Annotated in this window: 18 protein-coding genes; 8 read left to right on the forward strand and 10 right to left on the reverse strand. The window is 63.0% G+C overall.

Going from position 1 to position 20,228, the window contains the following annotated elements:
• Window positions 1-27: 27 nt before the first annotated feature.
• Entirely contained in the window at window positions 28-1,458 is a 1,431-nt protein-coding gene (locus HF955_RS05140; protein ID WP_027839807.1) for an aldehyde dehydrogenase family protein, read from the reverse strand.
• A gap of 99 nt (window positions 1,459-1,557) precedes the next feature.
• Window positions 1,558-3,834, reverse strand: a complete 2,277-nt coding sequence (locus HF955_RS05145) for an NADP-dependent malic enzyme (protein ID WP_291078453.1) — start codon at window positions 3,832-3,834, stop codon at window positions 1,558-1,560.
• Window positions 3,835-4,006: 172 nt separating this feature from the next.
• On the opposite strand from HF955_RS05145, the gene mutS reads away from it, so the two are divergent.
• Entirely contained in the window at window positions 4,007-6,697 is a 2,691-nt protein-coding gene (gene mutS, locus HF955_RS05150; RefSeq protein ID WP_291078455.1) for a DNA mismatch repair protein MutS, read from the forward strand.
• Here mutS and HF955_RS05155 read toward each other — a convergent pair.
• The 4 genes from HF955_RS05155 to rsfS form a co-directional block, all read right to left on the reverse strand.
• A complete protein-coding gene (locus tag HF955_RS05155; RefSeq protein WP_291078457.1) occupies window positions 6,670-7,896 on the reverse strand; it encodes an NAD(P)/FAD-dependent oxidoreductase in 1,227 nt (408 codons plus the stop codon). The two genes, mutS and HF955_RS05155, sit on opposite strands and share 28 nt — an antisense overlap.
• Window position 7,897: 1 nt before the next feature.
• A complete protein-coding gene (locus HF955_RS05160; RefSeq protein ID WP_291078459.1) occupies window positions 7,898-9,193 on the reverse strand; it encodes a TAXI family TRAP transporter solute-binding subunit in 1,296 nt (431 codons plus the stop codon).
• A 311-nt stretch (window positions 9,194-9,504) separates the two neighbouring features.
• A complete protein-coding gene (locus HF955_RS05165) occupies window positions 9,505-9,969 on the reverse strand; it encodes a 23S rRNA (pseudouridine(1915)-N(3))-methyltransferase RlmH (RefSeq protein ID WP_291078461.1) in 465 nt (154 codons plus the stop codon).
• Window positions 9,970-9,978: 9 nt separating this feature from the next.
• Window positions 9,979-10,374, reverse strand: coding sequence for a ribosome silencing factor (gene rsfS, locus HF955_RS05170; protein WP_367279774.1), 396 nt, complete (start codon window positions 10,372-10,374; stop codon window positions 9,979-9,981).
• A 197-nt stretch (window positions 10,375-10,571) separates the two neighbouring features.
• On the opposite strand from rsfS, the gene HF955_RS05175 reads away from it, so the two are divergent.
• The 4 genes from HF955_RS05175 (at window position 10,572) to HF955_RS05190 (ending at window position 13,167) form a co-directional block, all read left to right on the forward strand.
• Window positions 10,572-11,255 carry a BON domain-containing protein gene (locus HF955_RS05175; protein WP_027839801.1) on the forward strand — a complete coding sequence of 228 codons (684 nt, stop codon included), beginning with the start codon at window positions 10,572-10,574 and terminating at the stop codon, window positions 11,253-11,255.
• Window positions 11,256-11,300: 45 nt separating this feature from the next.
• Window positions 11,301-12,251, forward strand: coding sequence for a glutathione synthase (gene gshB / locus HF955_RS05180; RefSeq protein WP_291078465.1), 951 nt, complete (start codon window positions 11,301-11,303; stop codon window positions 12,249-12,251).
• 22 nt (window positions 12,252-12,273) lie between these two features.
• Window positions 12,274-12,645 (forward strand): hypothetical protein, encoded by a 372-nt coding sequence (locus HF955_RS05185; RefSeq protein ID WP_291078467.1) that lies wholly within the window; start codon window positions 12,274-12,276, stop codon window positions 12,643-12,645.
• Window positions 12,646-12,771: 126 nt separating this feature from the next.
• Window positions 12,772-13,167: a helix-turn-helix transcriptional regulator gene (locus HF955_RS05190; protein WP_291078469.1), complete on the forward strand. Its 396-nt coding sequence runs from the start codon at window positions 12,772-12,774 to the stop codon at window positions 13,165-13,167.
• Here HF955_RS05190 and mutM read toward each other — a convergent pair.
• On the reverse strand, window positions 13,164-14,009 hold the full coding sequence (mutM, locus tag HF955_RS05195; protein ID WP_291078471.1) for a bifunctional DNA-formamidopyrimidine glycosylase/DNA-(apurinic or apyrimidinic site) lyase: 846 nt from the start codon (window positions 14,007-14,009) through the stop codon (window positions 13,164-13,166). The two genes, HF955_RS05190 and mutM, sit on opposite strands and share 4 nt — an antisense overlap.
• 48 nt (window positions 14,010-14,057) lie before the next feature.
• Here mutM and HF955_RS05200 point away from each other — a divergent pair, with 48 nt between their 5' ends.
• Window positions 14,058-14,846 (forward strand): class I SAM-dependent methyltransferase, encoded by a 789-nt coding sequence (locus HF955_RS05200; protein ID WP_367279775.1) that lies wholly within the window; start codon window positions 14,058-14,060, stop codon window positions 14,844-14,846.
• Between the two features lie 6 nt (window positions 14,847-14,852).
• Here the strand turns inward: HF955_RS05200 and HF955_RS05205 are convergent, their stop codons facing one another.
• Entirely contained in the window at window positions 14,853-15,032 is a 180-nt protein-coding gene (locus HF955_RS05205; RefSeq protein WP_291078475.1) for a hypothetical protein, read from the reverse strand.
• 81 nt (window positions 15,033-15,113) lie between these two features.
• Between HF955_RS05205 and ubiB the strand changes: the two genes are divergently transcribed.
• Window positions 15,114-16,628 (forward strand): 2-polyprenylphenol 6-hydroxylase, encoded by a 1,515-nt coding sequence (gene ubiB / locus HF955_RS05210; RefSeq protein ID WP_291078477.1) that lies wholly within the window; start codon window positions 15,114-15,116, stop codon window positions 16,626-16,628.
• Window positions 16,629-16,757: 129 nt separating this feature from the next.
• Window positions 16,758-17,990: a bifunctional phosphopantothenoylcysteine decarboxylase/phosphopantothenate--cysteine ligase CoaBC gene (gene coaBC / locus HF955_RS05215; protein WP_291078479.1), complete on the forward strand. Its 1,233-nt coding sequence runs from the start codon at window positions 16,758-16,760 to the stop codon at window positions 17,988-17,990.
• Between the two features lie 3 nt (window positions 17,991-17,993).
• Here coaBC and HF955_RS05220 read toward each other — a convergent pair whose 3' ends face one another.
• Window positions 17,994-19,247 (reverse strand): folylpolyglutamate synthase/dihydrofolate synthase family protein, encoded by a 1,254-nt coding sequence (locus HF955_RS05220; RefSeq protein WP_291078481.1) that lies wholly within the window; start codon window positions 19,245-19,247, stop codon window positions 17,994-17,996.
• Window positions 19,244-20,224: an acetyl-CoA carboxylase carboxyltransferase subunit beta gene (locus tag HF955_RS05225; protein ID WP_291078483.1), complete on the reverse strand. Its 981-nt coding sequence runs from the start codon at window positions 20,222-20,224 to the stop codon at window positions 19,244-19,246. Before HF955_RS05225 ends, HF955_RS05220 begins: the two co-directional genes overlap by 4 nt.
• Window positions 20,225-20,228: the final 4 nt, after the last annotated feature.

Raw genomic sequence — 20,228 nt, forward strand, 5'->3', positions numbered from 1 at the left:
CCCCTTCGCAAGAGAAACAGGCTCCGATCAGGCAGCCTTGTAGCCCATGACGGCCTTGATTTCGAGGAATTCCTCGAAGCCATACTCACCCCATTCGCGGCCATTGCCGGACTGGCCATACCCACCAAAGGGCGCCGTGAAGTCAGGGCGGGCGCCATTGACCTGGATCTGGCCGGCGCGGATGCGATTGGCGACCTTGCGGGCCTCGTCTTCCGGTCCCTGGACGTAGCCAGCGAGGCCATAGACCGTGTCATTGGCCATCTCGACCGCATGGTCGACATCCTCGTACGGGATCATCACGAGCACGGGCCCGAAGATTTCCTCGCGGGCGATGGTCATGTCATTGGTGACGTTCGCGAACACGGTCGGACGGGCGAAATAGCCCTTGTTGAAGCCTTCCGGGCGACCGGGACCCCCTGCGACCAGGGTCGCGCCTTCCTCGATCCCCTTCTGGATGAGATCCTGCACCTTCTGATACTGGTTGCCATTCGAAATCGGACCGATGGCACCCGGCGTTGCCTCACCCGGCATCATCACCTTGACCGATTCCGCAGCGGCCTTGGCGATGGCCATGGCCTGTTCCTGCTGGTCTTTCTGCACGAACATGCGGGACGGGGCGTTACAGGACTGGCCCGAATTGGTCATCATCTGCATGACGCCGCCGCCCACGGCCTTTTCGAGGTCAGCCGAAGGCAGGATGATGTTCGGGCTCTTGCCGCCCAGTTCCTGAGCGACGCGCTTGACGGTCGGCGCGGCCGCCTGGGCCACCAGCACGCCGGCGCGGGTGGAGCCTGTGAAGCTCATCATGTCGACATCCGGGTGCGCGGAAAGTGAAGCGCCAACGCCCGGACCGTCGCCATTGACGAGGTTAAACACGCCTTTCGGCACACCGGCCTCATGCATGATCTCCGTCAGGATCATCGCATCGAGCGGGGCGATTTCGGACGGTTTCAGCACCATGGTACAGCCAGCCGCGATGGCCGGGGCCACCTTGCAGGCGATCTGGTTGAGCGGCCAGTTCCAGGGCGTGATGAAGCCACAGACACCGATCGGCTCCTTGCGAAGCAGCGTGGTGCCTTTCAGTTCCTCGAATTGATACTCGCGCAAGATGGCCGCCATCGTCGCGAAGTGGCCCATACCAGCCGGCACCTGGGCGGCATTGGCCAGCCACATCGGGGCACCCATTTCGCTGGAGATCGCCTCGGCCATTTCCGGCATGCGCGCCTTGATTCCAGCGGCAATCTTCTCCAGCAGCTCCGCGCGATATTCGACGCTGGTCTGGGAGAAGGACGGGAATGCGGCCTTGGCCGCGGCCACGGCCTTGTCGACATCCGCCTTCGACCCGATGGAGATGACCGCAAAGCTTTCCTCGGTCGCCGGATTCTCGACTTCCATCGTGCGCGGCTCCACGGGGTCCACCCATGCGCCATCAATGTAGAATTGCTTGTATTCTTTCATGCTCTTCGGGCCTCCCAATGATCCATATGCTGGTCATGACTATAGGTGCCGGACTCGCGACGGGCGAGTCCTGACGCAGGGTAATTTCGCCAGCCGGTGTCAGGCGCCGTGAACGTGATCGACGTCAAAGGCGGCGATGGTTGCCAAGTTCACGATATCACCAACCGTAGCGCCAAGCGACGCGATCTGGACCGGCTTTTCCAGGCCCAGAAGCATGGGCCCGATCACCGTGGCGCGGCTCATTGATTCCAGAAGCTTGGTGGAAATGGAGGCTGCATGAATGGCCGGCATCACGAGCACGTTGGCCGGACCGGTCAGGCGGGAGAACGGATAGAGCAGCTTGTGGCTGGGGTTCAGCGCGACATCGGCGCTCATGTCGCCCTCATATTCGAAATCGATATTCTTCATGCTGTCCAGGATCGCCACGGCATCACGCACCTTTTCCCCCCGCTCGCCCATCGGGTTTCCGAAGGTCGAATAGGACAGGAAGGCCACGCGCGGCGAGAAGCCAAGCGAGCGAACCGAGCGCGCCGCCTCGATGGCGATGCTGGCAAGGTCCTCGCCCTGCGGAAGCTCGGTAACGCTGGTATCGGCGATGAAGACCGTCCGGCCACGATTGATCACCATGGACATGCCAATGACGGCCTGGCCGGGCAGCGGGTCGAGCACGAGCAGGGAATCGTTCAGCGCCACATCATAGTTCCGGGTCACACCCGTCACCATGCCGTCTGCGTCGCCATTCTTCAGCATGCAGCACCCGAACACGTTGCGATCCTGATTGACGAGCCGCTGGGCATCCCGCTTGAGATAGCCGTCGCGCTGGAGGCGGGCATACAGCATGTCCGTATAGACCGGATTGTTGTCCGACAGGCGCGCATTGAGGATTTCGAGCGTACCGGGCTGGATGCCCATCTGTTCCATGGCCCGCTCGACCTGGGCTTCGCGGCCGATCAGGATCGGATGGCCGAGGCCCTGATTCTTGAAGCTGAACGCAGCGCGGACCACGGCCGGTTCCTCGCCTTCCGCAAAGACGATTCGGCGCTGAAGCTCCTTGCAGCGTGCCTGTACGCCCTGGATGAAGGAGGCCGATGGGTCTGCCCGGCGCGCCAGCGAGTGGCGATAGGCTTCCATGTCGTCGATCGGCTTGCGGGCTACGCCTGTGTCCATTGCCGCCTGCGCCACGAAGGGCGGGATGAAGCTGATCAGGCGCGGATCGAACGGTGTCGGGATGATATAGTCGCGGCCGAAGCTGGGCCGGGCACCATGATAAGCGGCGGCAACCTCGTCCGGGACATCCTCGCGGGCAAGTTCCGCAAGCGCCTGGGCAGCGGCGACCTTCATTTCCTCATTGATGCCGCGGGCGCGCACATCAAGTGCACCGCGGAAGATATAGGGGAAACCGAGGACGTTGTTCACCTGGTTGGGATAGTCCGACCGGCCGGTGGCGATGATGGCGTCGTCACGAACGGACTTGATGTCTTCCGGCGTGATTTCCGGATCCGGATTGGCCATGGCGAAGATGATCGGATTCTTGGCCATGGACTTCACCATGTCCTTGGTCACGGCGCCCTTGACCGAAAGGCCCAGCAATACGTCCGCACCGTCAACGGCCTCGGCCAGCGTGCGCTTCGTTGTCTTGACCGCGAAAGCGGACTTGAACTGGTCCATCTTCTCCGTGCGGCCTTCATAGACCACACCCGAAGAGTCACACATCAGGATGTTCTCGGCCTTAACGCCCAGATGACGGATCAGCCCGGCGCAGGACAGGCCGGCCGCCCCTGCCCCGGAGACGGCAACCTTCAGGTCCTCCATCTTGCGGCCGGTAATGTGGCAGGCATTGATCAGGCCAGCTGCGGCGATGATGGCCGTGCCGTGCTGGTCGTCATGGAATACCGGAATGTCGAGATCTTCGCGCAGGCGGCTCTCGATGATGAAACAGTCCGGCGAGGAAATGTCTTCCAGATTGATGCCACCCCAGGTCGCGCCGATATTGCGCACCGTGGTGATGAACTCCTCGACATCGGTCGTGCTGACCTCGACATCGAAGCTGTCAATGTCGGCAAACCGCTTGAACAGGACCGACTTGCCTTCCATCACCGGCTTTGACGCCATTGGCCCCAGATTTCCGAGCCCCAGAATGGCCGTACCATTGGAGATCACGGCGACCATGTTGCCCTTGGCGGTGTAATCGTACGCCTTGTCTTCATCTTCAGCGATGGCCAGAACGGGCACTGCAACGCCGGGGCTGTAGGCCAGCGACAGGTCCCGCTGTGTGCCCATTGGCTTGGTCGGCACCATGGAGATTTTGCCGGCATGTGGCTGCGAGTGGAAATCGAGGGCTTCCTGATCGGTGAAGCTCGGCCGTTTGGTGGTCATTGCGCGGCAATTCCGTTGTTGCAAAAAGTTTCAATTGAGGCGGCAAACTAGGCCGGTGCGAGAGGCATGCCAACCGTAAAACAAGCCGATTCCTGCGATATGATCACTTTGTCACGGGCAAGCTGGTGCGAGGCTTTGCGAATCTCCCGCGCTGGCGGTAGCGTCCCCGCCCATGGCTGATACCGCTGCCCCTGCAAAACCCTCTCCCGCGCCAAGCCCGTTCATGGCGCAATACCTGTCCATCAAGGCCCGGCACGATGATGCGTTGCTGTTTTTCCGGATGGGCGATTTCTACGAATTGTTCTTCGAGGACGCCGTCGAAGCCGCCCGTGTGCTGGACATCACGCTAACCTCCCGCGGTGAATATGAGGGCAAGCCGATTCCGATGGCGGGCGTGCCGTATCATGCTGCCGAAGGATATCTGGCCCGACTGATCAAGGCCGGATGCCGGGTGGCGGTGTGCGAGCAGACCGAGACACCGGCTGAAGCCAAGAAGCGCGGGTCGAAGGCGATTGTGAATCGGGACATCGTTCGCATCGTCACGCCCGGCACCCTGACCGAGGACGCCCTTCTGCCGGCCCGGCAGGACCAGGCGCTGGCTGCCATTGCCCTGGGCAGTGGTGGCACCGAAGCCGCAATTGCAGTGTGCGACGTCTCTACCGGCCGGTTCGGCGTGACGGCCCTGCCTGCTGAAACACTGGCCGACAGCCTGATGGCCTACCCCCTGTCGGAATTGCTGGTGTCCGAAGGTGATCTGGACCAGGCCGCGATTGCCAATGCCACCGCGTTATCGAGTGCGCCGGTCACCTTCCGGCCGGCCCGCAGCGCCACCCACAAGAATGGCGAAGCGCTGCTGAAGGAAACCTATGGCATTGCGGCGCTGGATGCGTTCGGGGATTTCAGCCGTGCGGAACTCGCCGCCATCGGCCTGTTGCTGGACTATGTGAAGCTGACCCAGGCAGGAAGCGACATCCGCCTCGACCCGCCCGTCCGCGCGCGCGCCGAAGGGCATTTGGCGATTGATCCGGCGACCCGGACGAGTTTGGAGATCGATCGGTCCATGCGGGGCGAGCGGGCCGGATCCCTTCTGGGCACGATCGACCGCACGGTGACCGCGCCGGGCGCGCGCCTGCTGGGCGCGCGGCTGGCCCGCCCATCTGTCGACCGGCCAGAGATCGAGGCACGGTTCGACGCGGTATCCTGGTTCGCTGATGATCGCGACACGGTCGAATCCGTCCGCGCCAGCCTGAAAGCAGCACCGGACCTTGAACGCGCCCGCACGCGGCTCAGGCTGGGCCGGGGCGGTCCGCGGGACCTGGTCGGTATCGGTCGCGCCCTGACCGCCGCCCATGACGCTGCCGTCCGGCTGGCAGAGACCGCGTCCGGCCTGCCACCGAAGATCGCCGAGGCGATCGCGGCGCTCGATCTGCGCAACAGTGACGCGTTGGCGGCGCTCGCCCGCGACCTTGACGCAGCCTTGTCTGAAAACCCGCCGACGCTGGCTCGGGATGGCGGCTTTGTTGCGCCCGGCTGGGATGCCGCCCTGGATGAGGCGCGGGGCCTGCGCGATGACAGCCGCCAGATCATCGCAGCCCTGCAGGCGCGCTATGCCGAGGAAACCGGCATCACCGCACTGAAGATCAAGTTCAACAATGTGCTTGGCTATTTTGTGGACGTGCCGGCCCGTCATGGCGACCCGTTGATGAAGCCGCCTCTGTCGGAAACCTTCATCCATCGCCAGACGCTGGCCAGCAATGTCCGCTTCTCGACGCAGGAGCTTTCGGAACTTGCCGGCAAGATTTCCCGCGCCGAGGACGAGGCAAAGGCCCGGGAACTGGCCATCTTCGATTCGCTCTGTAAACGGATCGACCAGTTGACCGCATCGCTTTCGCGTACGGCAGCGGCAATTGCCGAACTGGATGTTGCAGCGGCTTCGGCCGAATGGGCCTTTGAGGCGGATGCGGTCAGGCCCGTCCTGACGGACGATACCAGCTTCGCGGCAACCGGTCTGCGCCATCCCGTTGTCGAGGCCGCGCTCAAGAAGGATGGCCAGGGCTTCACGGCCAACCATCTTGACCTGAGCGGCAACGAGCCCGGCACCCGGCTCCTGCTGGTAACCGGCCCGAACATGGCCGGCAAGTCGACCTATCTGAGACAGGCCGCCCTCGCGGTGATCCTGGCACAGGCAGGGCTGTTCGTACCCGCCCGCGCGCTGACGCTCGGCCTGTGCGACCGCATTTTCAGCCGGGTCGGCGCATCGGATGACCTGGCCCGGGGCCGCTCGACCTTCATGGTGGAGATGGTGGAAACCGCGGCGATCCTCAATCAGGCAACCGAGCGAAGCTTTGTCATCATGGATGAAGTGGGGCGCGGTACATCAACCTGGGACGGTCTGGCGATTGCCTGGGCCGCAGTCGAGCACCTGCATTCGGTCAACCGGTCGCGCGCCCTTTTTGCCACACATTATCACGAGCTGACAAAGCTGGTGGAGGACCTGCCCGGAGCAGCAAATGCGTCCCTCAGGGCAAAGGAATGGAAGGACGATCTCGTCTTCCTGCATGAAGTCCAGCCGGGCCCGGCCGACAAATCCTATGGCGTGCAGGTGGCCAAGCTGGCCGGCCTGCCAAAGAAGGCCGTGAAACGCGCCGGACAGATTCTGAAACAGCTGGAAGCCGAACCGAGCGCGCCGGAAAGCCTGCCCCTGTTCGCTGCGGCCTCGCTTGGGCCGGACACGGAAGATGATGACGTTCTGGACACCGGCCCGTCCGAAGCCGACCTTCTGCTGGAGCAGATTGATCCGGATTCCCTGACGCCGCGCGAAGCACTGGACCTGCTCTACCGATTGAAATCGCTGGGCGGCTGATCGCCGGGCGACAGGCCGAGCCGTTTCAGTGGGCTGCCGAGTCCGCCTGACACCATGGCGGCCAGTATTTGCGGCGCAGGCGGCACGCGGCTGAGCGGCGCGGCCAACCAGTCCCGCAACCAGGCCAGCACCGCGGAATCAGACTGATAGACGGGCGTGAACAGCCAGCTCATCATCTGGAACAGGCGAACATGACCCGCCCGCATCGCCTTGTAGTGCCTGAGCTGACGATCAAGCGCACCAGGCTGGCCCAGCGCACGCGCCAGCGCATAAGCATCCAGAAGGGCCATGTTTGCCCCCTGCCCCAATTGCGGACTGGCCGCATGCCAGCTGTCACCGACATGGACCAGCCTCTGATTCACCACCGGCGTGTGGGTGCGATGGTCATAGCGGGCAAAGGTCAACTGGTCATGAGATTCGACCCCGTCCAGCAGGGGGGCCGTTTCCGGCCAGAGCTCGATGGCCTCGCGTTTCCAGGCTTCGAGGGGTGACTGTTTCCATGTGACATGCTGGTCTGCCCGGATCGACCAGAAATAGGTCAGCGTTTCGGGATCGGATTCCGTCAGGCGTCCGGAAGGCATCACGCCGGCCATCTGCCTTGCCTGCCGGTATTTCTGCGCCAGCGCATCCTTTTCAAACCCCAGACCATTCCGCCAAGGGAGCGTGGCCCACAACGCACCATAGGCCAGCGATGTGCGGGGGCGAGACGAGAGCGGCGAGCGCACGCCAAGAGCATCCACGACCAGGTCGAACGGGCCGAGCGTGTACCCTGCCCCGGTTGTCACATAGCCCGTGGCAGCATGCGCCGAAATGATCCGCGTAGAAACTGCAATGTCCGCACCGGCAGTTCTGGCCGCGTCATGCACGAGATTGAAAAGGGCGGGCCGCTGGACCGAGACTCCGCATAGGCCGGGCCGCAACGCGTCATAGCGCACGTCCAGAACGGTTCGGCCTGACCCGACCGACTCGCCATGCAACCTGCGAAGCGGGGCACCAAGCCGCTGCGCATCGCTCCGAAGGCCCAGTTCACCCAGAATAGCCAGACCGGTTTCCTGCAGGATCAGTCCCGAACCGACAGGCTGGGGCGCGTCGAACTGGTCGAACACTGTGACCTGATGGCCCTGCCGCGCCAGCAAGGCGGCAGCCGCGAGGCCGCCAATGCCGGCGCCGGCGACGGCAATGTTCAGCGAGGTAGCCACCTCAGCCGGCGACGGCCACGGGATTGCGCCCGCGCACCAGCTGCTTGACGAACTCGACATGGCTGCGCAGGCGATACAGGTCATCCGTATAGGACAGGGGCACTTCGACGGCCCCGATTTCCGCCTGCAGGTTTTCCAGATCGTCCAGAACCCTGTTGCAGGTCTCCTGTGACTCGGCGGCGCGTCCGCGATCTTCCAGTTCGCGCAGGTCGGCATACCAGACATAGATCTTCCGCCGCACACGCCAGCGATAGATCGGCGGGGCCACCCGCACCAGCGGGAACAGGAGGGTCAGCAGCGGAATGGCAAGTATCCAGGCCCGCTCGAGAAAGTTTGCGACATCGAAGGAGAAGTAGCGGCGTAGAAAGGACGGACCGTCCTGATAGTAGCGACGCGCCTGGTCCGTGATTGGCAGGTCTGTCACATCCGGATCTGGATACTGCCCACCGGCGGCCAGCAGGGTGCCCTCGGAGTGAATGGCCATGGCGGCATCCATCAGCAGGGATTCGATGGCCGGGTGCAGATCCTTGCGCACGACCAATTGGGCGACCGGCGCAACCAGAGGCACATCTTCCGCCGGCACATTGAGGCCGATATCGACAACGCCGCGCAGCAGAACGATGTCGGAGAGCGCCTCATGGCGCCGGGCCAGTGCCGGCGCCCGGTCGAATCGCATCAGGCGAACCTCATCGCTGCGCAGCAACCGGTCGACATAGGATGCCTCGATCGATGCCGCGAAGGCCGCCGCGTCGATCTCCCCGGCGAGCAGGGCCGTCGCGGCTGCATTCCCCGACAGGGAGAGGCGAGACGCATCGACCCATTCCCCGCCATAATCGGTTTCCAGTTCGAGCGCGAGCATGCGCGTGCCGGACCCCTGCCCGCCGACCGCCATGCGGAGATTTCTCAGATCGCCCAGGGTTTCGGCCTCGACGTCCTGGCGCGCGAACACCCAGAAAGGTTCAGGGAACAGGCCCCCCAGCGACCGCAGCTTTTCCTCATCCCGCGGAGTGGACAGGCCGCCCTGGACGAGGCCGACATCCACTTCGGAATCATCGAGCAGACGCAAATTGTCGATCGAGCCCTGGGTTTCCACCAGTTCGACCTCGACGCCCTCTTCCGCCAACAGGCGCTGATAGCGTTCGGCAAAGGCATGATACGCGCCGCCCGGACTGCCGGCGGCAAACCGGATGGTTTTTGGCGGCGCCGGATCCATCAGCATGAGCGCCAGCAGGACGCCTGCAAACGCAACGGCCACGAGGGGCCAATAGACTTTCAGGAAGTCTCTCAATGCCGACATGAATTCCGCCTCCCACCGCGTTCTGCCTGTGCAGACCCCAGCTGTAGGCCGGGATCTTGCAAGGATCAACAAAACGTAACGCCCTGCCTTCAAATCGCCCCATGCGTGCCGCGCATGGAACCTATTCCGTTAGAAGAGTGTTCATGAAGGCAGTGCGTCCCCATCTGCATGGGACAAGAGGAAAGGACCGGAAAGTGAGCCACCCCATATCCCTGACGAGACTTCTGTCCATCGGCGTGATGGGCCTTCTGGCGGTGATCGCCTTCGCCATGGTCCTGATGCCGCAACCGTCCCTGTATGCAGGATAGGGCCTAATCCTTGTGATATGGCGTACCGGCAAGGATCGAGACAGCACGGTACACCTGTTCGGCCAGCATCACCCGGACAAAGCGGTGCGGCCAGGTCTGCGGGCCGAATGCCATGGTATCCGGCACGGCAGAACGGACACTGTCTCCATAGCCTTCTGCCCCGCCAATCAGGAAAACCAGGTCCGGAACGCCCTGATCGCGCCATTTCGACAGGTTTCCGGCAAAGTCACGTGATCGCTGCGCCCGGCCGAATTCATCCAGCCTGATGCATTTGGCACCCGCCGGCAGCTTGGCGAGAATCCGCTCTGCCTCGGCATCCAGTCCCCCGCCGCTGGCGACTTCGACTTCCTCGATCCCGCGAAATCCCAGCGAACGTGCAATCGGCCCGGCGCGCTTCAGATATTCATCAACAAGGTCACGTTCGGGCCCGGATTTCATCCGACCAACAACGAGCAACAGGATTCGCATGCCGGGATGCTAGTTGACCGGCGTGCGATGGGCATCGCTGGACGCCCAGATCTTTTCAAGATTGTAGAATTCGCGGACTTCCGGCCGGAACAGATGGATGATCACATCCCCTGTGTCGATCAGCACCCAATCGGCATTTGGCATGCCTTCCACGCTGGCAGGGCGGCCTGTCAGCTTCTTGACGTCCTGCACCACATGATCGGCAAGCGCAGCGACGTGACGGCCGGACCGTCCCGATGCGATGATCATGAAATCTGCGAGAGAGGATTTGCCGTCGAGGTCGATGAAGAGAATGTCCTCGGCCTTGTCGTCCTCTAGGGACTTGGCGAGGGATTCAGCCACAGTGCGAATTTCATCAAGCGTGGCCGGCTGGGCAGGCTGCAGCCGTGGGGCGCTGGGGGTCAGGGGTCCGGTTCCTTCTTTTACGTACCGACAAGATAATAGCATCCGGCCCGCCGAACAACCAGCCAAATGAGTCGGTGTTCACCGGGCACCAGGCCGAATTCTTTCGAAAGTTTCACCTGTACAGTGCTTGCCAGAATTTCGCCGTATCCTCATGCCATAGGACGACGCCAAGTTTACCGCTGATGGAGTAGAGTTTCATGCGCCTGCCACTTGCTGCTGCCGCCCTCTTGTTTGCCGCCCCTCTTGGAGGATGCGCTGTGGCCGCCATCGGTACGGCCGGTGCGGTCGGGGTCGCGGCCGCCCAAGAAAAATCCCTCGGCGAGGCTGTCGATGACGCGACCGCCTCGAACGAGATCAAGAGCAAGCTCCTGTCGGAGAGCGCCAACCGTTTCGGCGAGGTCGATGTGGAAGTCACTGGCGGCCTTGTCCTGCTGTCCGGGCGGGTCAACACGCCCGAGGAGCGCGTGCTGGCAGAAGGCATCGCCTGGACCTCGCCGCTGACACGCGACGTGGCGAACGAAATCAAGATCCAGCCACCCGGCGGTTTCCTGGCCAATGTATCCGACGAACTGATCACGGCCCGCGTTCGCGCCCGCCTCGTCGGCTCCAGCACCGTGAAGAGCCTCAACTACAATATCGAGACCTATGATGGCGTCGTGTACCTGATGGGCATCGCCCGGACGGCTGATGAGCTGAAACGCGCGGCCGAGGAGGCGAGCGTGGTGGGCGGCGTCCGGCAGGTCGTGTCCTATGTCCGCATTCGTGACGGACGCACACAGCAGGCCGCGCCCACCTTGCAGGGGACGCCCCCTTATCAAACCGCACCTGATGCCTCATATGACTCCGGGGCCGACGGGGAACTGATCGGCGCAAGTTACTAGCCGGGCCGGCCCTATCGGGCGGCGGCCCCTTGAACGGAGCCGCCAATGAGCCTTCGCGTTGCGATCCAGATGGATCCGCTGGAATCCGTCAATATTGACGGGGACACCACTTTTGCCCTTGCCGAGGTCGCGCAGGCCCGTGGCATGGAATTGTTCGTCTACGGCCCCGAGGCCATGAGCATCGAGGGCGGCCGGGTGACGGCGCAGGTCCGCCCGGCAAAAGTTCAACGGGTCAAGGACACGCCCGGCCAATTCGGTGAATCCGTCCGGATCGACCTGGCTTCGGATGTCGATGTCATCCTGATCCGGCAGGATCCCCCCTTCGACATGAGCTACATCACCGCCTGTCACATGCTGGAAGAAGTGTCGTCCAGGACGCTCGTCGTAAACGATCCGGCCGGCGTACGGTCCAGCCCGGAAAAGATTTTCCCGCTCATGTTCCCGGATCTCATGCCGCCGACGCTGGTCTCTCGCGACCTCGACGCGATTCAGGATTTCCGCGACCGGCACAAGGACATCATCATCAAGCCGCTATACGGCCACGGCGGCGCCGGCGTGTTCCGCCTGAAGGAAGACGATTCCAATTTCGACTCGCTGACCGAACTGTTTTTCACCCGGTCGCGCGAACCGGTCATGGTCCAGGCCTTTCTTCCGTCCGTCAGCGAAGGCGACAAGCGAATCATCCTGATTGACGGCGAGGCTGCCGGAGCCCTGAACCGACGCCCGAAAGCTGGACAGGTACGCTCCAATCTCGTCGTGGGCGGCACGGCGGAAGCCACGGAACTGAGCGATGCTGACAGGAAAATCTGCGAGGCCATCGGCCCGGAGTTGAAACGGCGTGGCCTCGTACTGACCGGAATTGACGTGATTGGCGGGCGCCTGACGGAAGTGAATGTCACCTCCCCGACCGGTGTGCAGGCGGTCAAGAAACTGAGCGGCATTGATATCGCGGCCGTTTTCTGGGACTCTGTGCAAGACAAGCTTGCGGGCCGTTGAGGCGCGGGGCAAGAATGGGGGCATGAACATGAAGCTGATATCGACTTTCGCCGTCCTGTCCCTGTGTGTTGCCGGAACAGCCTGTTCGGAAAGCACGCAGGCTGAAGACACCACCGCTGTCGTGGCCACGGAAACCGCGCAGGTCGAGGATGATTATTCCGGATCGCTGAATCTGAGCCTGCCGTCCTCCTCACTGCCCGAGAGCAGCGAGTCCGGCTCCCTGAACCTCCGCATCGGCCAGTCCGGCGACGAGGACGGTTTGCTCATCGGCTCCGGCGGCTTCGGCGGCGGCCAGTTTGAGGATGCTCCCTCGCTGGGCCTTTCCCTGCCGGGCGAAGAGGCGGCTGCCGCTCAGCCGTCCGAGGACGACATCATCCGGCTCGACCCCAAATAGGCCGAGATGCCCGCGCCAGTTGAGTTTGGGCAACGGGTTGTCAAAATTACAATTACAGGTAGTATGCGGATCTGTTGATCTCGTGCTGCGCATTCCCGCGCCATGGCACGCTGCCGGAGACCGGACATGCGCAAGGCCGCTTCCCGTCATTCTGTCCGAAAGCCGACCGAGGCGGACCGTTTCACGGGCCGGAAAGTGAGACAGGCCCGGCGCGAACGCGGCATGTCCCAGGATGCGCTTGCGGAGGCACTCGGGCTGACCTTCCAGCAGGTCCAGAAATACGAATCCGGTCGAAGCCGCCTGTCTGCCGGACGTCTGCGCGATGTGGCGATTGCCCTCGCCAAGCCCGTGACGTTTTTCTTCGAACCCCTGTCCCTGCCCCAGCCGGACTCTGGCGAGCGGCGCCAGCGGGTCCAGCTTCTCCGGCACGATGCGCGTCGACTGATTGATCGGCTGTCTGATCCGGAAGACCTGACCGCCGCCATCCATGTCCTGACCGCGCTGGGCATGCGCCGCAGCTAACGCTGGCAATGGCTGCAGAAAAAGCTCGAACGCCCGGACTGGACGATCCGCTGGATCGGCGCAGCACAGGATGGACAGGCCTGTCCTTCGCGGTCGTAGACCGCAAATGTGTGCTGGAAGTAGCCGAGCTCGCCGCTGGCACTGGCAAAGTCGGATATCGACGAGCCGCCCGCTGCAATCGCCTCGGCGATCACTTCATTGATGGCTGGAACAAGCCGCGCCGCCCGCTTGCCGGGCACCGTTGTTGCGCTGCGCCGGGGCGAAATGCCGGCGCGCCACAGCGCTTCGCAGACATAGATGTTGCCGAGCCCGGCGATCACCGACTGGTCCAGCAAGGCTGACTTGATTGGTGTCTTGCGCCCTGTCAGGGCCGCATTCAGATAGGTTTCCGAAAACCCGTTCGAGAGCGGTTCCGGCCCCATGGCGATTAACCTTGGATAGGCCCCGAATTGCCGGGCCGGCCACAATTCCATGAACCCGAAACGGCGCGGATCGTTATAGGTGACGCTGGCCCCGTTCGAGAGGGTGAACACGACATGGTCGTGGCGCGGATCGGTGCCGGTTTCGTGATGGAATTCGCCCACCTGCCCGCCGGAGACCGTAAACCGCCCCGTCATGCCGAGATGCATGACAAGGACCTCGTCGGTCGAAAGCTCGAGCGTCAGGAATTTTGCCTTGCGGCCAAGGTGGCGGACATGAGCGCCTGTGAGGCGCTCGGCGAACCGGTCCGGAAACGGAAATCTCAGATTTGTCCTGTTCTGGACAAGCCGGTCGATGCGCTGGCCCTCCATGACAGGGGCCAGTCCGCGGCGAACTGTCTCGACTTCGGGCAATTCAGGCATGGCAATGGCATATAGCCTAGGGTGAACGAGGCAAGTATGGTGGCGCGCATGGCTGCAGGCAGTGAAACGGAACGCAAGGTCTCGTTCGGCTTCGAGGAAGTCACGGAGACGGAGAAAGTCGCCCGGGTGAAGGGCGTCTTCCGCTCGGTCGCCTCCCGCTATGACCTGATGAATGATCTGATGTCGGCTGGCGTGCACCGGCTGTGGAAGCATGACGCCATGAACCGCGTGAACCCCCAGCCTGGCGAGCGCCACCTTGATGTGGCCGGCGGCACGGGAGAACTGGCCCGCGCCTTCCTGACCCTGGCCGACCGGGCCGCAAAGCGGCGCGGTGTGGACCGCGAGGCGACCGCCATCGTCTGTGATATCAATGATGCCATGCTCGAGGCCGGAAAGGGCCGCGCCGACAATGAGAAATGGACCGGTCGGCTCGACTGGGTCTGCGCAGACGGGCAGAATCTGCCCTATCCGGACCGGTCCTTTGACGCCGTCACCGTCTCTTTCGGGATTCGCAATTTCGCCGACCGGCAAGCCGGCCTGCGCGAGTTTCGACGTGTCCTGAAACCGGGCGGTCGTCTGGCGGTGCTGGAATTCAGTCACATGACCGCTCCCGCCCTGCAGGCGGCGTACGATACGTACAGCTTCAACGTGATCCCGAAACTGGGCAGCCTCGTGGCTGGGGACGCCGACAGCTACCAGTATCTTGTTGAATCAATCCGCCAGTTCCCGTCGCAGGACGCGTTCAAGGCGGAAATGGAAGGCGCTGGCTTCTCGCGGGTCAGTGTGACCAATTATTCCGGAGGTATCGCCGCCCTTCATTTTGGCTGGGCAGTCTGATGCCCATCAGCCCGGATTGGTGTCCGGGGCCAGGCTGGAGCGTTGGGTGGGATCGAGAAGCAGTTCTTTCGGCGTCTGGCTGGGTTCGGCATAGTAGACGGCGGCAGCCACCATCGCCGCCACCAAAAGGCCACTCATCACAAAATATAGAGTTCCTTTGTTTTTCCGTGCTTTTTTAGTGGCCATGACAGCCTCCTCGCTACATATCTCGTCCCTGAAGAAACGCCGTCCGGGCGTACCGGTTCCCGAACGCCGCGGAGGCCTGACATGGGTGTGATTGGAGATTATCGCCGTCTGATGCGCGCCGGCATCGCGCTCGCGCGCCATGATGTCATCCTGCCGGGAGCCTATCAGACCCGTCTTCCCCTGCCCGCGCGCATCGCCGGCCGTGTGCTGCGTCTTGTCAGCGGCGGGGCCAAAGGACGGCCCGGCCAACGGCTGGCGCGGGCACTGGAGAAGCTCGGCCCGGCCTACATAAAGCTTGGTCAGTTCCTGGCCACCCGTCCGGACGTATTCGGCGCTGAAGTCACCGAGGATCTCGGCCGGTTGAAGGACAAACTGCCCCCCTTCTCCATGAAGGCCGCGCGTGCTGCCCTGGCCGAAGAGTTCGGGGACGCTGATGCGGCCCGCCTGTTCGGTGAACTGTCAGAGCCGGTCGCCGCCGCATCCATCGCGCAGGTTCACCGCATGAATCTGCCCGATGGCGAACGTGCCGTGAAGATCCTGCGTCCCGGGATCGAGCGGCAGCTGATGGTGGAACTGTCCGCCATGAAACGCGCCGCCCGGACGATTGAAGGCATTTCCGCCGAAAGCCAGCGCTTGAAACCGGTCGCATTCACCGAAACCATCGCTGCTGCCATGATGCGCGAAACCGATCTGCGTCTGGAAGCTGGCGGGGCGGATGAAATGCACGAGATCAGCCAGAAATCCGGCCACTTCACCGTGCCGGGGGTTGACTGGGATCGAACCGGCCGACGGGTGCTGACCATTGACTGGATCGACGGCATCCCGCTGACCGATCCGAAGGCGCTGGACCGACCCGGCATTGATCGCAGGAAACTGGCCAACGACATCACGCAGGGCTTTCTGACCCATGCGATCGAATACGGCGTGTTTCATGCGGACATGCATGAGGGCAATCTGATCATTACGCCCGAGAACAAGGTGGCTCTGGTCGATTTCGGTATCATCGGCCGGATTGGCATGACCGAGCGACGCTTCCTGGCCGAGATTCTCTGGGGCTTCCTGAAACGGGATTATCAGCGCGTGGCGGAAGTTCATTTCGAGGCGGGTTATGTGCCCGCATCCCAATCTGTCGGAGAGTTCGCGCAGGCGCTCCGGTCCATTGGCGAGCCAGTCCACGGCAAGCCGGCGGAAGAGGTCTCCATGGGCCGGGTCCTGCTGCAATTGTTCGACTATACGCACACATTCGGCATGTCTCTGCGTCCGGAACTGGTCCTGTTGCAGAAGACCATGGTTCAGGTCGAGGGTGTGGCCCGTGCCATCGACCCTTCACATAATATCTGGGTCGCGTCCGAGCCTGTCGTCGGTGGCTGGATCCGTCGCAGCTTCGGACCGGAAGGCGCCGCCAAGCTTGTGGCGGGCAATGTAAAGGAAATCACCAATCGGCTGAAACGCCTTCCGGATGTGATGGACCGGTTCGAAGCCTCGCTGGAACCGCCAGCCCCCCCTCCTCCGCCGCCGCGGCGCTTCGCGCCCTGGTGGGGCTGGTTCGGCTTCGTGACCGCGCTGGTGGCGCTGGCCGTCTGGGCTGCAAAATAGGCAAGTCATGCAAGATTCCTGCGAAAAGCCGCGAAATCCTTAACCGACACGGCAGGTTCACGGGGATTTCATGGGGCAACGGCAAGGAATTTGCGATAAGAAACAGCTCAAGACCGAAGGCTGAAACAGATGGCGCAGAAACGCATCCTCCTGATCATATCCGGCGGCATTGCCGCCTATAAAAGCCTGGAACTGATCCGGGAACTGCGCCGCCGCGAGATTGCCTGCCGCTGTATCGTGACCCGGGGCGGGCAGGAATTCGTGACGCCGCTGTCGGTGTCGGCCCTGTCGGGCGACAAGGTCTATGCCGACCTGTTCAATCTCAGCGACGAAGCTGAAATGGGGCATATCGAATTGTCGCGTTCTGCCGACCTAGTTGTGGTCTGCCCGGCAACGGCAGACCTGATGGCCAAGGCTGCAGGCGGTCTGGCCAATGACCTCGCCTCAACCACATTGCTGGCAACCGACAAGCCCGTCCTAATGGTGCCCGCCATGAATGTCCGCATGTGGCAGCACCCGGCGACACAACGCAATGTCGAGACGCTGCGTACCGATGGCGTGACCGTCATGGACCCGGACGAAGGTGCAATGGCCTGCGGCGAGTTCGGCCCGGGACGGCTGCCGGAAATCCCGGTCATCGTGGCAGAGGTCGAGCGGATGCTGGACGGCGACGACGCCGGAGCGCTGGCTGGCACCCATGCCCTTGTCACAGCCGGCCCGACGCGCGAACCGCTGGATCCCGTCCGCTTCCTGTCCAATCACTCTTCCGGAAAGCAAGGCTATGCGATTGCCGATGCGCTGGCACGCCTTGGCGCGCAGGTGACGCTCGTGTCCGGCCCGGTCGCCCTGCCCGTCCCCCGCGGCGTGAATTTGGTGCCAGTGGAAACCGCCCGCCAGATGCTGAAGGCCTGCGAAGAGGCGTTGCCCGCGGATGTGTTCGTATCGGTCGCAGCCGTGGCCGACTGGCGCCCGGCCCGCGCCGCAACCAAGAAACTGAAGATCAAGGGCGCCGGCAGCGAGCATCCATCCATGGAGCTTACCGAGAATCCGGACATCCTGAAGACGCTGGCCAACAAGCGCAAGAACCGCCCTGGCCTCGTGATCGGCTTTGCAGCCGAGACCCATGATGTCGAAGACCATGCCCAGGCCAAGCTGAAGCGCAAGAATTGCGACTGGATCGTCGCCAATGATGTATCTGGCGACGTGATGGGCGGCGCTGAAAACGAGATCGCGCTGATCACGCGCGACGGCGCCGAGCGCTGGCCCCGCATGGGCAAGGATGAAGTGGCGCGTCGGCTGGCGCTGAAAGTTGCCGAGGCTCTGGGGGATGAAGGGGACGGACTGAAACTCGCAGCCGAGTAAGGCTCACACCGGCAGTTCTTCATTCCGGGCCAGCACCTCTCCGGCCAGATAGAGTGACCCGCAGATCAGGATCCGATCGACGCCGGTTGCAGCGGCGGCTTGAAGGGCAGCCTCCAGACTGTCACATGCCGTTGCCTTCAGGCCGGCCGTCGTTGCGGCCTCGGCCAGCGCCTGTGGCTCGGCTCCTTGATGACTCGGCGCATTCGGCAGCGTGAAAACATCCGGACGAATTTGCCGGAACGGCATGAAGAAGCCGGTCGAATCCTTGGACGCCAGCATGGCCGAGACCAGGGCCGTCCGCCCCGGAAGGGCTTGCAGCTGTCGCGCGATCGCACGGGCCGCATGAGGATTGTGTCCGCCGTCCAGCCAGACCTGCTGATCCGGCACCAGAGCGGTCAGAGGTCCCGGGCCGAGCTTCTGCATCCGGGCTGGCCAGCTGGCCTTTCGGGCGCCCTCGAAAATGGCGGCCTGATCAATACGGGTGGAATTTCCGAACAATTGAACCGCCATGGCCGCCAGCGCAGCATTCGCCCTCTGGTGTTCCCCCACCAGGCCGAGGTCTTCGGGCATGGCGTCAATGAAGTGCGCCTTCAGCCGGTAGAGCGGCGCACCGACCGCTTCGGCGCGTTTGGCGATGACTTCGTCACACACTTTGCGCTGGATCGCGGTAAGCGCGGGACAGCCCGGCTTGATGATGCCAGCCTTCTCGCCGGCAATCTTGCGCAGGTCTGATCCGAGAAACGCCTTGTGATCAAAATCCACCGGCGTGATGACGCTGAGTGCCGGCTGGTCGATGACATTCGTTGCGTCATAGCTGCCACCAAGACCCACTTCCAGGATCAACACATCCGCCGGCACTTCCGAAAAGGCGAGCAGTGCCGTTGCGGTCGTGGCCTCGAACTGCGTGATCTCATGGCCCTGAATGGCCCTGTAGGCGCGTTCCAGCCAATCGATCAGACGGGCATCGTCCACGATCTCTCCGGCAAGCCGGATACGTTCATTGAACCGGACAAGATGCGGACTGGTGAAAACATGCACCTTCAGCCCGGCGGCCTCCATCATGGCGCGCAAGAAGGCGCAGGTAGACCCTTTGCCGTTCGTGCCCGCCACGTGGATGACCGGCGGGAGCCTGTCCTGCGGACGGCCCAGCAGGTCGAGCGCATTCAGAACGCGCCCGAGCGACAATTCTATTGTCTCTGGATATAGCCCCTCGAACCGCCCCAGCGCCTCGGCCAGGGCCGGACTGTTACCGATCAAGCAGGACTGCCCTTGCTCTTCCCGCTCTTGGCGGCGTGGGTTTTCGGCGGTGTCAGCGAGGCTGGCAGCCGGTCTTCCACGCGGCGCGCATTCGGCATCAGCATGGACAGAATGTTCGAAATCGTGTCCTTCAGTTTCCGCCGGTCGCAGACAATATCAACCTGTCCCTTTTCGCGCAGGAATTCAGCGCGCTGGAATCCCTTTGGCAGGCTTTCACGGATCGTCTGCTCGATCACCCGCGGACCGGAGAAAGCGATCATCGCCCCGGGTTCCGCGATGTGCACATCGCCCAGCATTGCGTAGGAGGCAGACACGCCGCCCGACGTCGGATCCGTCAGAACCACGACATAGGGCAGCTTGGCCTCGGCCAGTTCGTTGATCGCGAGCGTCGTGCGCGGCATCTGCATCAGGCTCAGCGTCCCTTCCTGCATCCGGGCCCCGCCGGAGGCCGTGAAGACGACAAATCCGGCCTTGCGTGCCAGTGCCATGTGCGCGGCAGCGACGAATCCCTCACCGGCCGCCATGCCGAGCGACCCGCCCATGAAGGCAAAATCCTGGACAAGCACAACCGTCGGCACGCCGCCAATCTTGCCATAGGCCGCGACCATGCAGTCTTCCTGAATGATGGGGGCGCCGCCCTGTTCGGATTCCTTCTTGTCGCGGGCTGCGATCTTGGCTTTCGCGGCCTTCAGGCGCGACGGATACGGCTTGTCGTCCTTGAATTTCAGCGGGTCATGCGGCACCGATGGCAGCTCCAGCGGCTCCCAGCGCTCATCGTCGAAAATCAGGCGCAGACGCGTGCGCGGGCTGATGCGAAGATGCGCACCCGCCGGCGTGACATGCCAGTTCTCTTCGAGATCAGTCTTGTAGACGAGTTCGCCGGACAGCGGACATTTTACCCACAAATCGTCGGGCGTGTCCTTTTTCGCGAGCATGGTCTTCAGGCCCGGCGGGGTGACCTTGGTAATCCAGTTCATGCCA

Source organism: Hyphomonas sp. (assembly GCF_017792385.1).
Taxonomy (GTDB): Bacteria; Pseudomonadota; Alphaproteobacteria; order Caulobacterales; family Hyphomonadaceae; genus Hyphomonas.

Excerpts from the sequence above, each read along its gene's own strand:
- HF955_RS05140 (WP_027839807.1), bottom strand. The coding sequence starts at position 1,458 with ATGAAAGAATACAAGCAATTCTACATTGATGGCGCATGGGTGGACCCC.
- HF955_RS05145 (WP_291078453.1), bottom strand. The coding sequence starts at position 3,834 with ATGACCACCAAACGGCCGAGCTTCACCGATCAGGAAGCCCTCGATTTC.
- mutS (WP_291078455.1), top strand. The coding sequence starts at position 4,007 with ATGGCTGATACCGCTGCCCCTGCAAAACCCTCTCCCGCGCCAAGCCCG.
- HF955_RS05160 (WP_291078459.1), bottom strand. The coding sequence starts at position 9,193 with ATGTCGGCATTGAGAGACTTCCTGAAAGTCTATTGGCCCCTCGTGGCC.
- HF955_RS05165 (WP_291078461.1), bottom strand. The coding sequence starts at position 9,969 with ATGCGAATCCTGTTGCTCGTTGTTGGTCGGATGAAATCCGGGCCCGAA.
- HF955_RS05175 (WP_027839801.1), top strand. The coding sequence starts at position 10,572 with ATGCGCCTGCCACTTGCTGCTGCCGCCCTCTTGTTTGCCGCCCCTCTT.
- gshB (WP_291078465.1), top strand. The coding sequence starts at position 11,301 with ATGAGCCTTCGCGTTGCGATCCAGATGGATCCGCTGGAATCCGTCAAT.
- HF955_RS05185 (WP_291078467.1), top strand. The coding sequence starts at position 12,274 with ATGAACATGAAGCTGATATCGACTTTCGCCGTCCTGTCCCTGTGTGTT.
- HF955_RS05190 (WP_291078469.1), top strand. The coding sequence starts at position 12,772 with ATGCGCAAGGCCGCTTCCCGTCATTCTGTCCGAAAGCCGACCGAGGCG.
- mutM (WP_291078471.1), bottom strand. The coding sequence starts at position 14,009 with ATGCCTGAATTGCCCGAAGTCGAGACAGTTCGCCGCGGACTGGCCCCT.
- HF955_RS05200 (WP_367279775.1), top strand. The coding sequence starts at position 14,058 with ATGGCTGCAGGCAGTGAAACGGAACGCAAGGTCTCGTTCGGCTTCGAG.
- HF955_RS05205 (WP_291078475.1), bottom strand. The coding sequence starts at position 15,032 with ATGGCCACTAAAAAAGCACGGAAAAACAAAGGAACTCTATATTTTGTG.
- ubiB (WP_291078477.1), top strand. The coding sequence starts at position 15,114 with ATGGGTGTGATTGGAGATTATCGCCGTCTGATGCGCGCCGGCATCGCG.
- coaBC (WP_291078479.1), top strand. The coding sequence starts at position 16,758 with ATGGCGCAGAAACGCATCCTCCTGATCATATCCGGCGGCATTGCCGCC.
- HF955_RS05225 (WP_291078483.1), bottom strand. The coding sequence starts at position 20,224 with ATGAACTGGATTACCAAGGTCACCCCGCCGGGCCTGAAGACCATGCTC.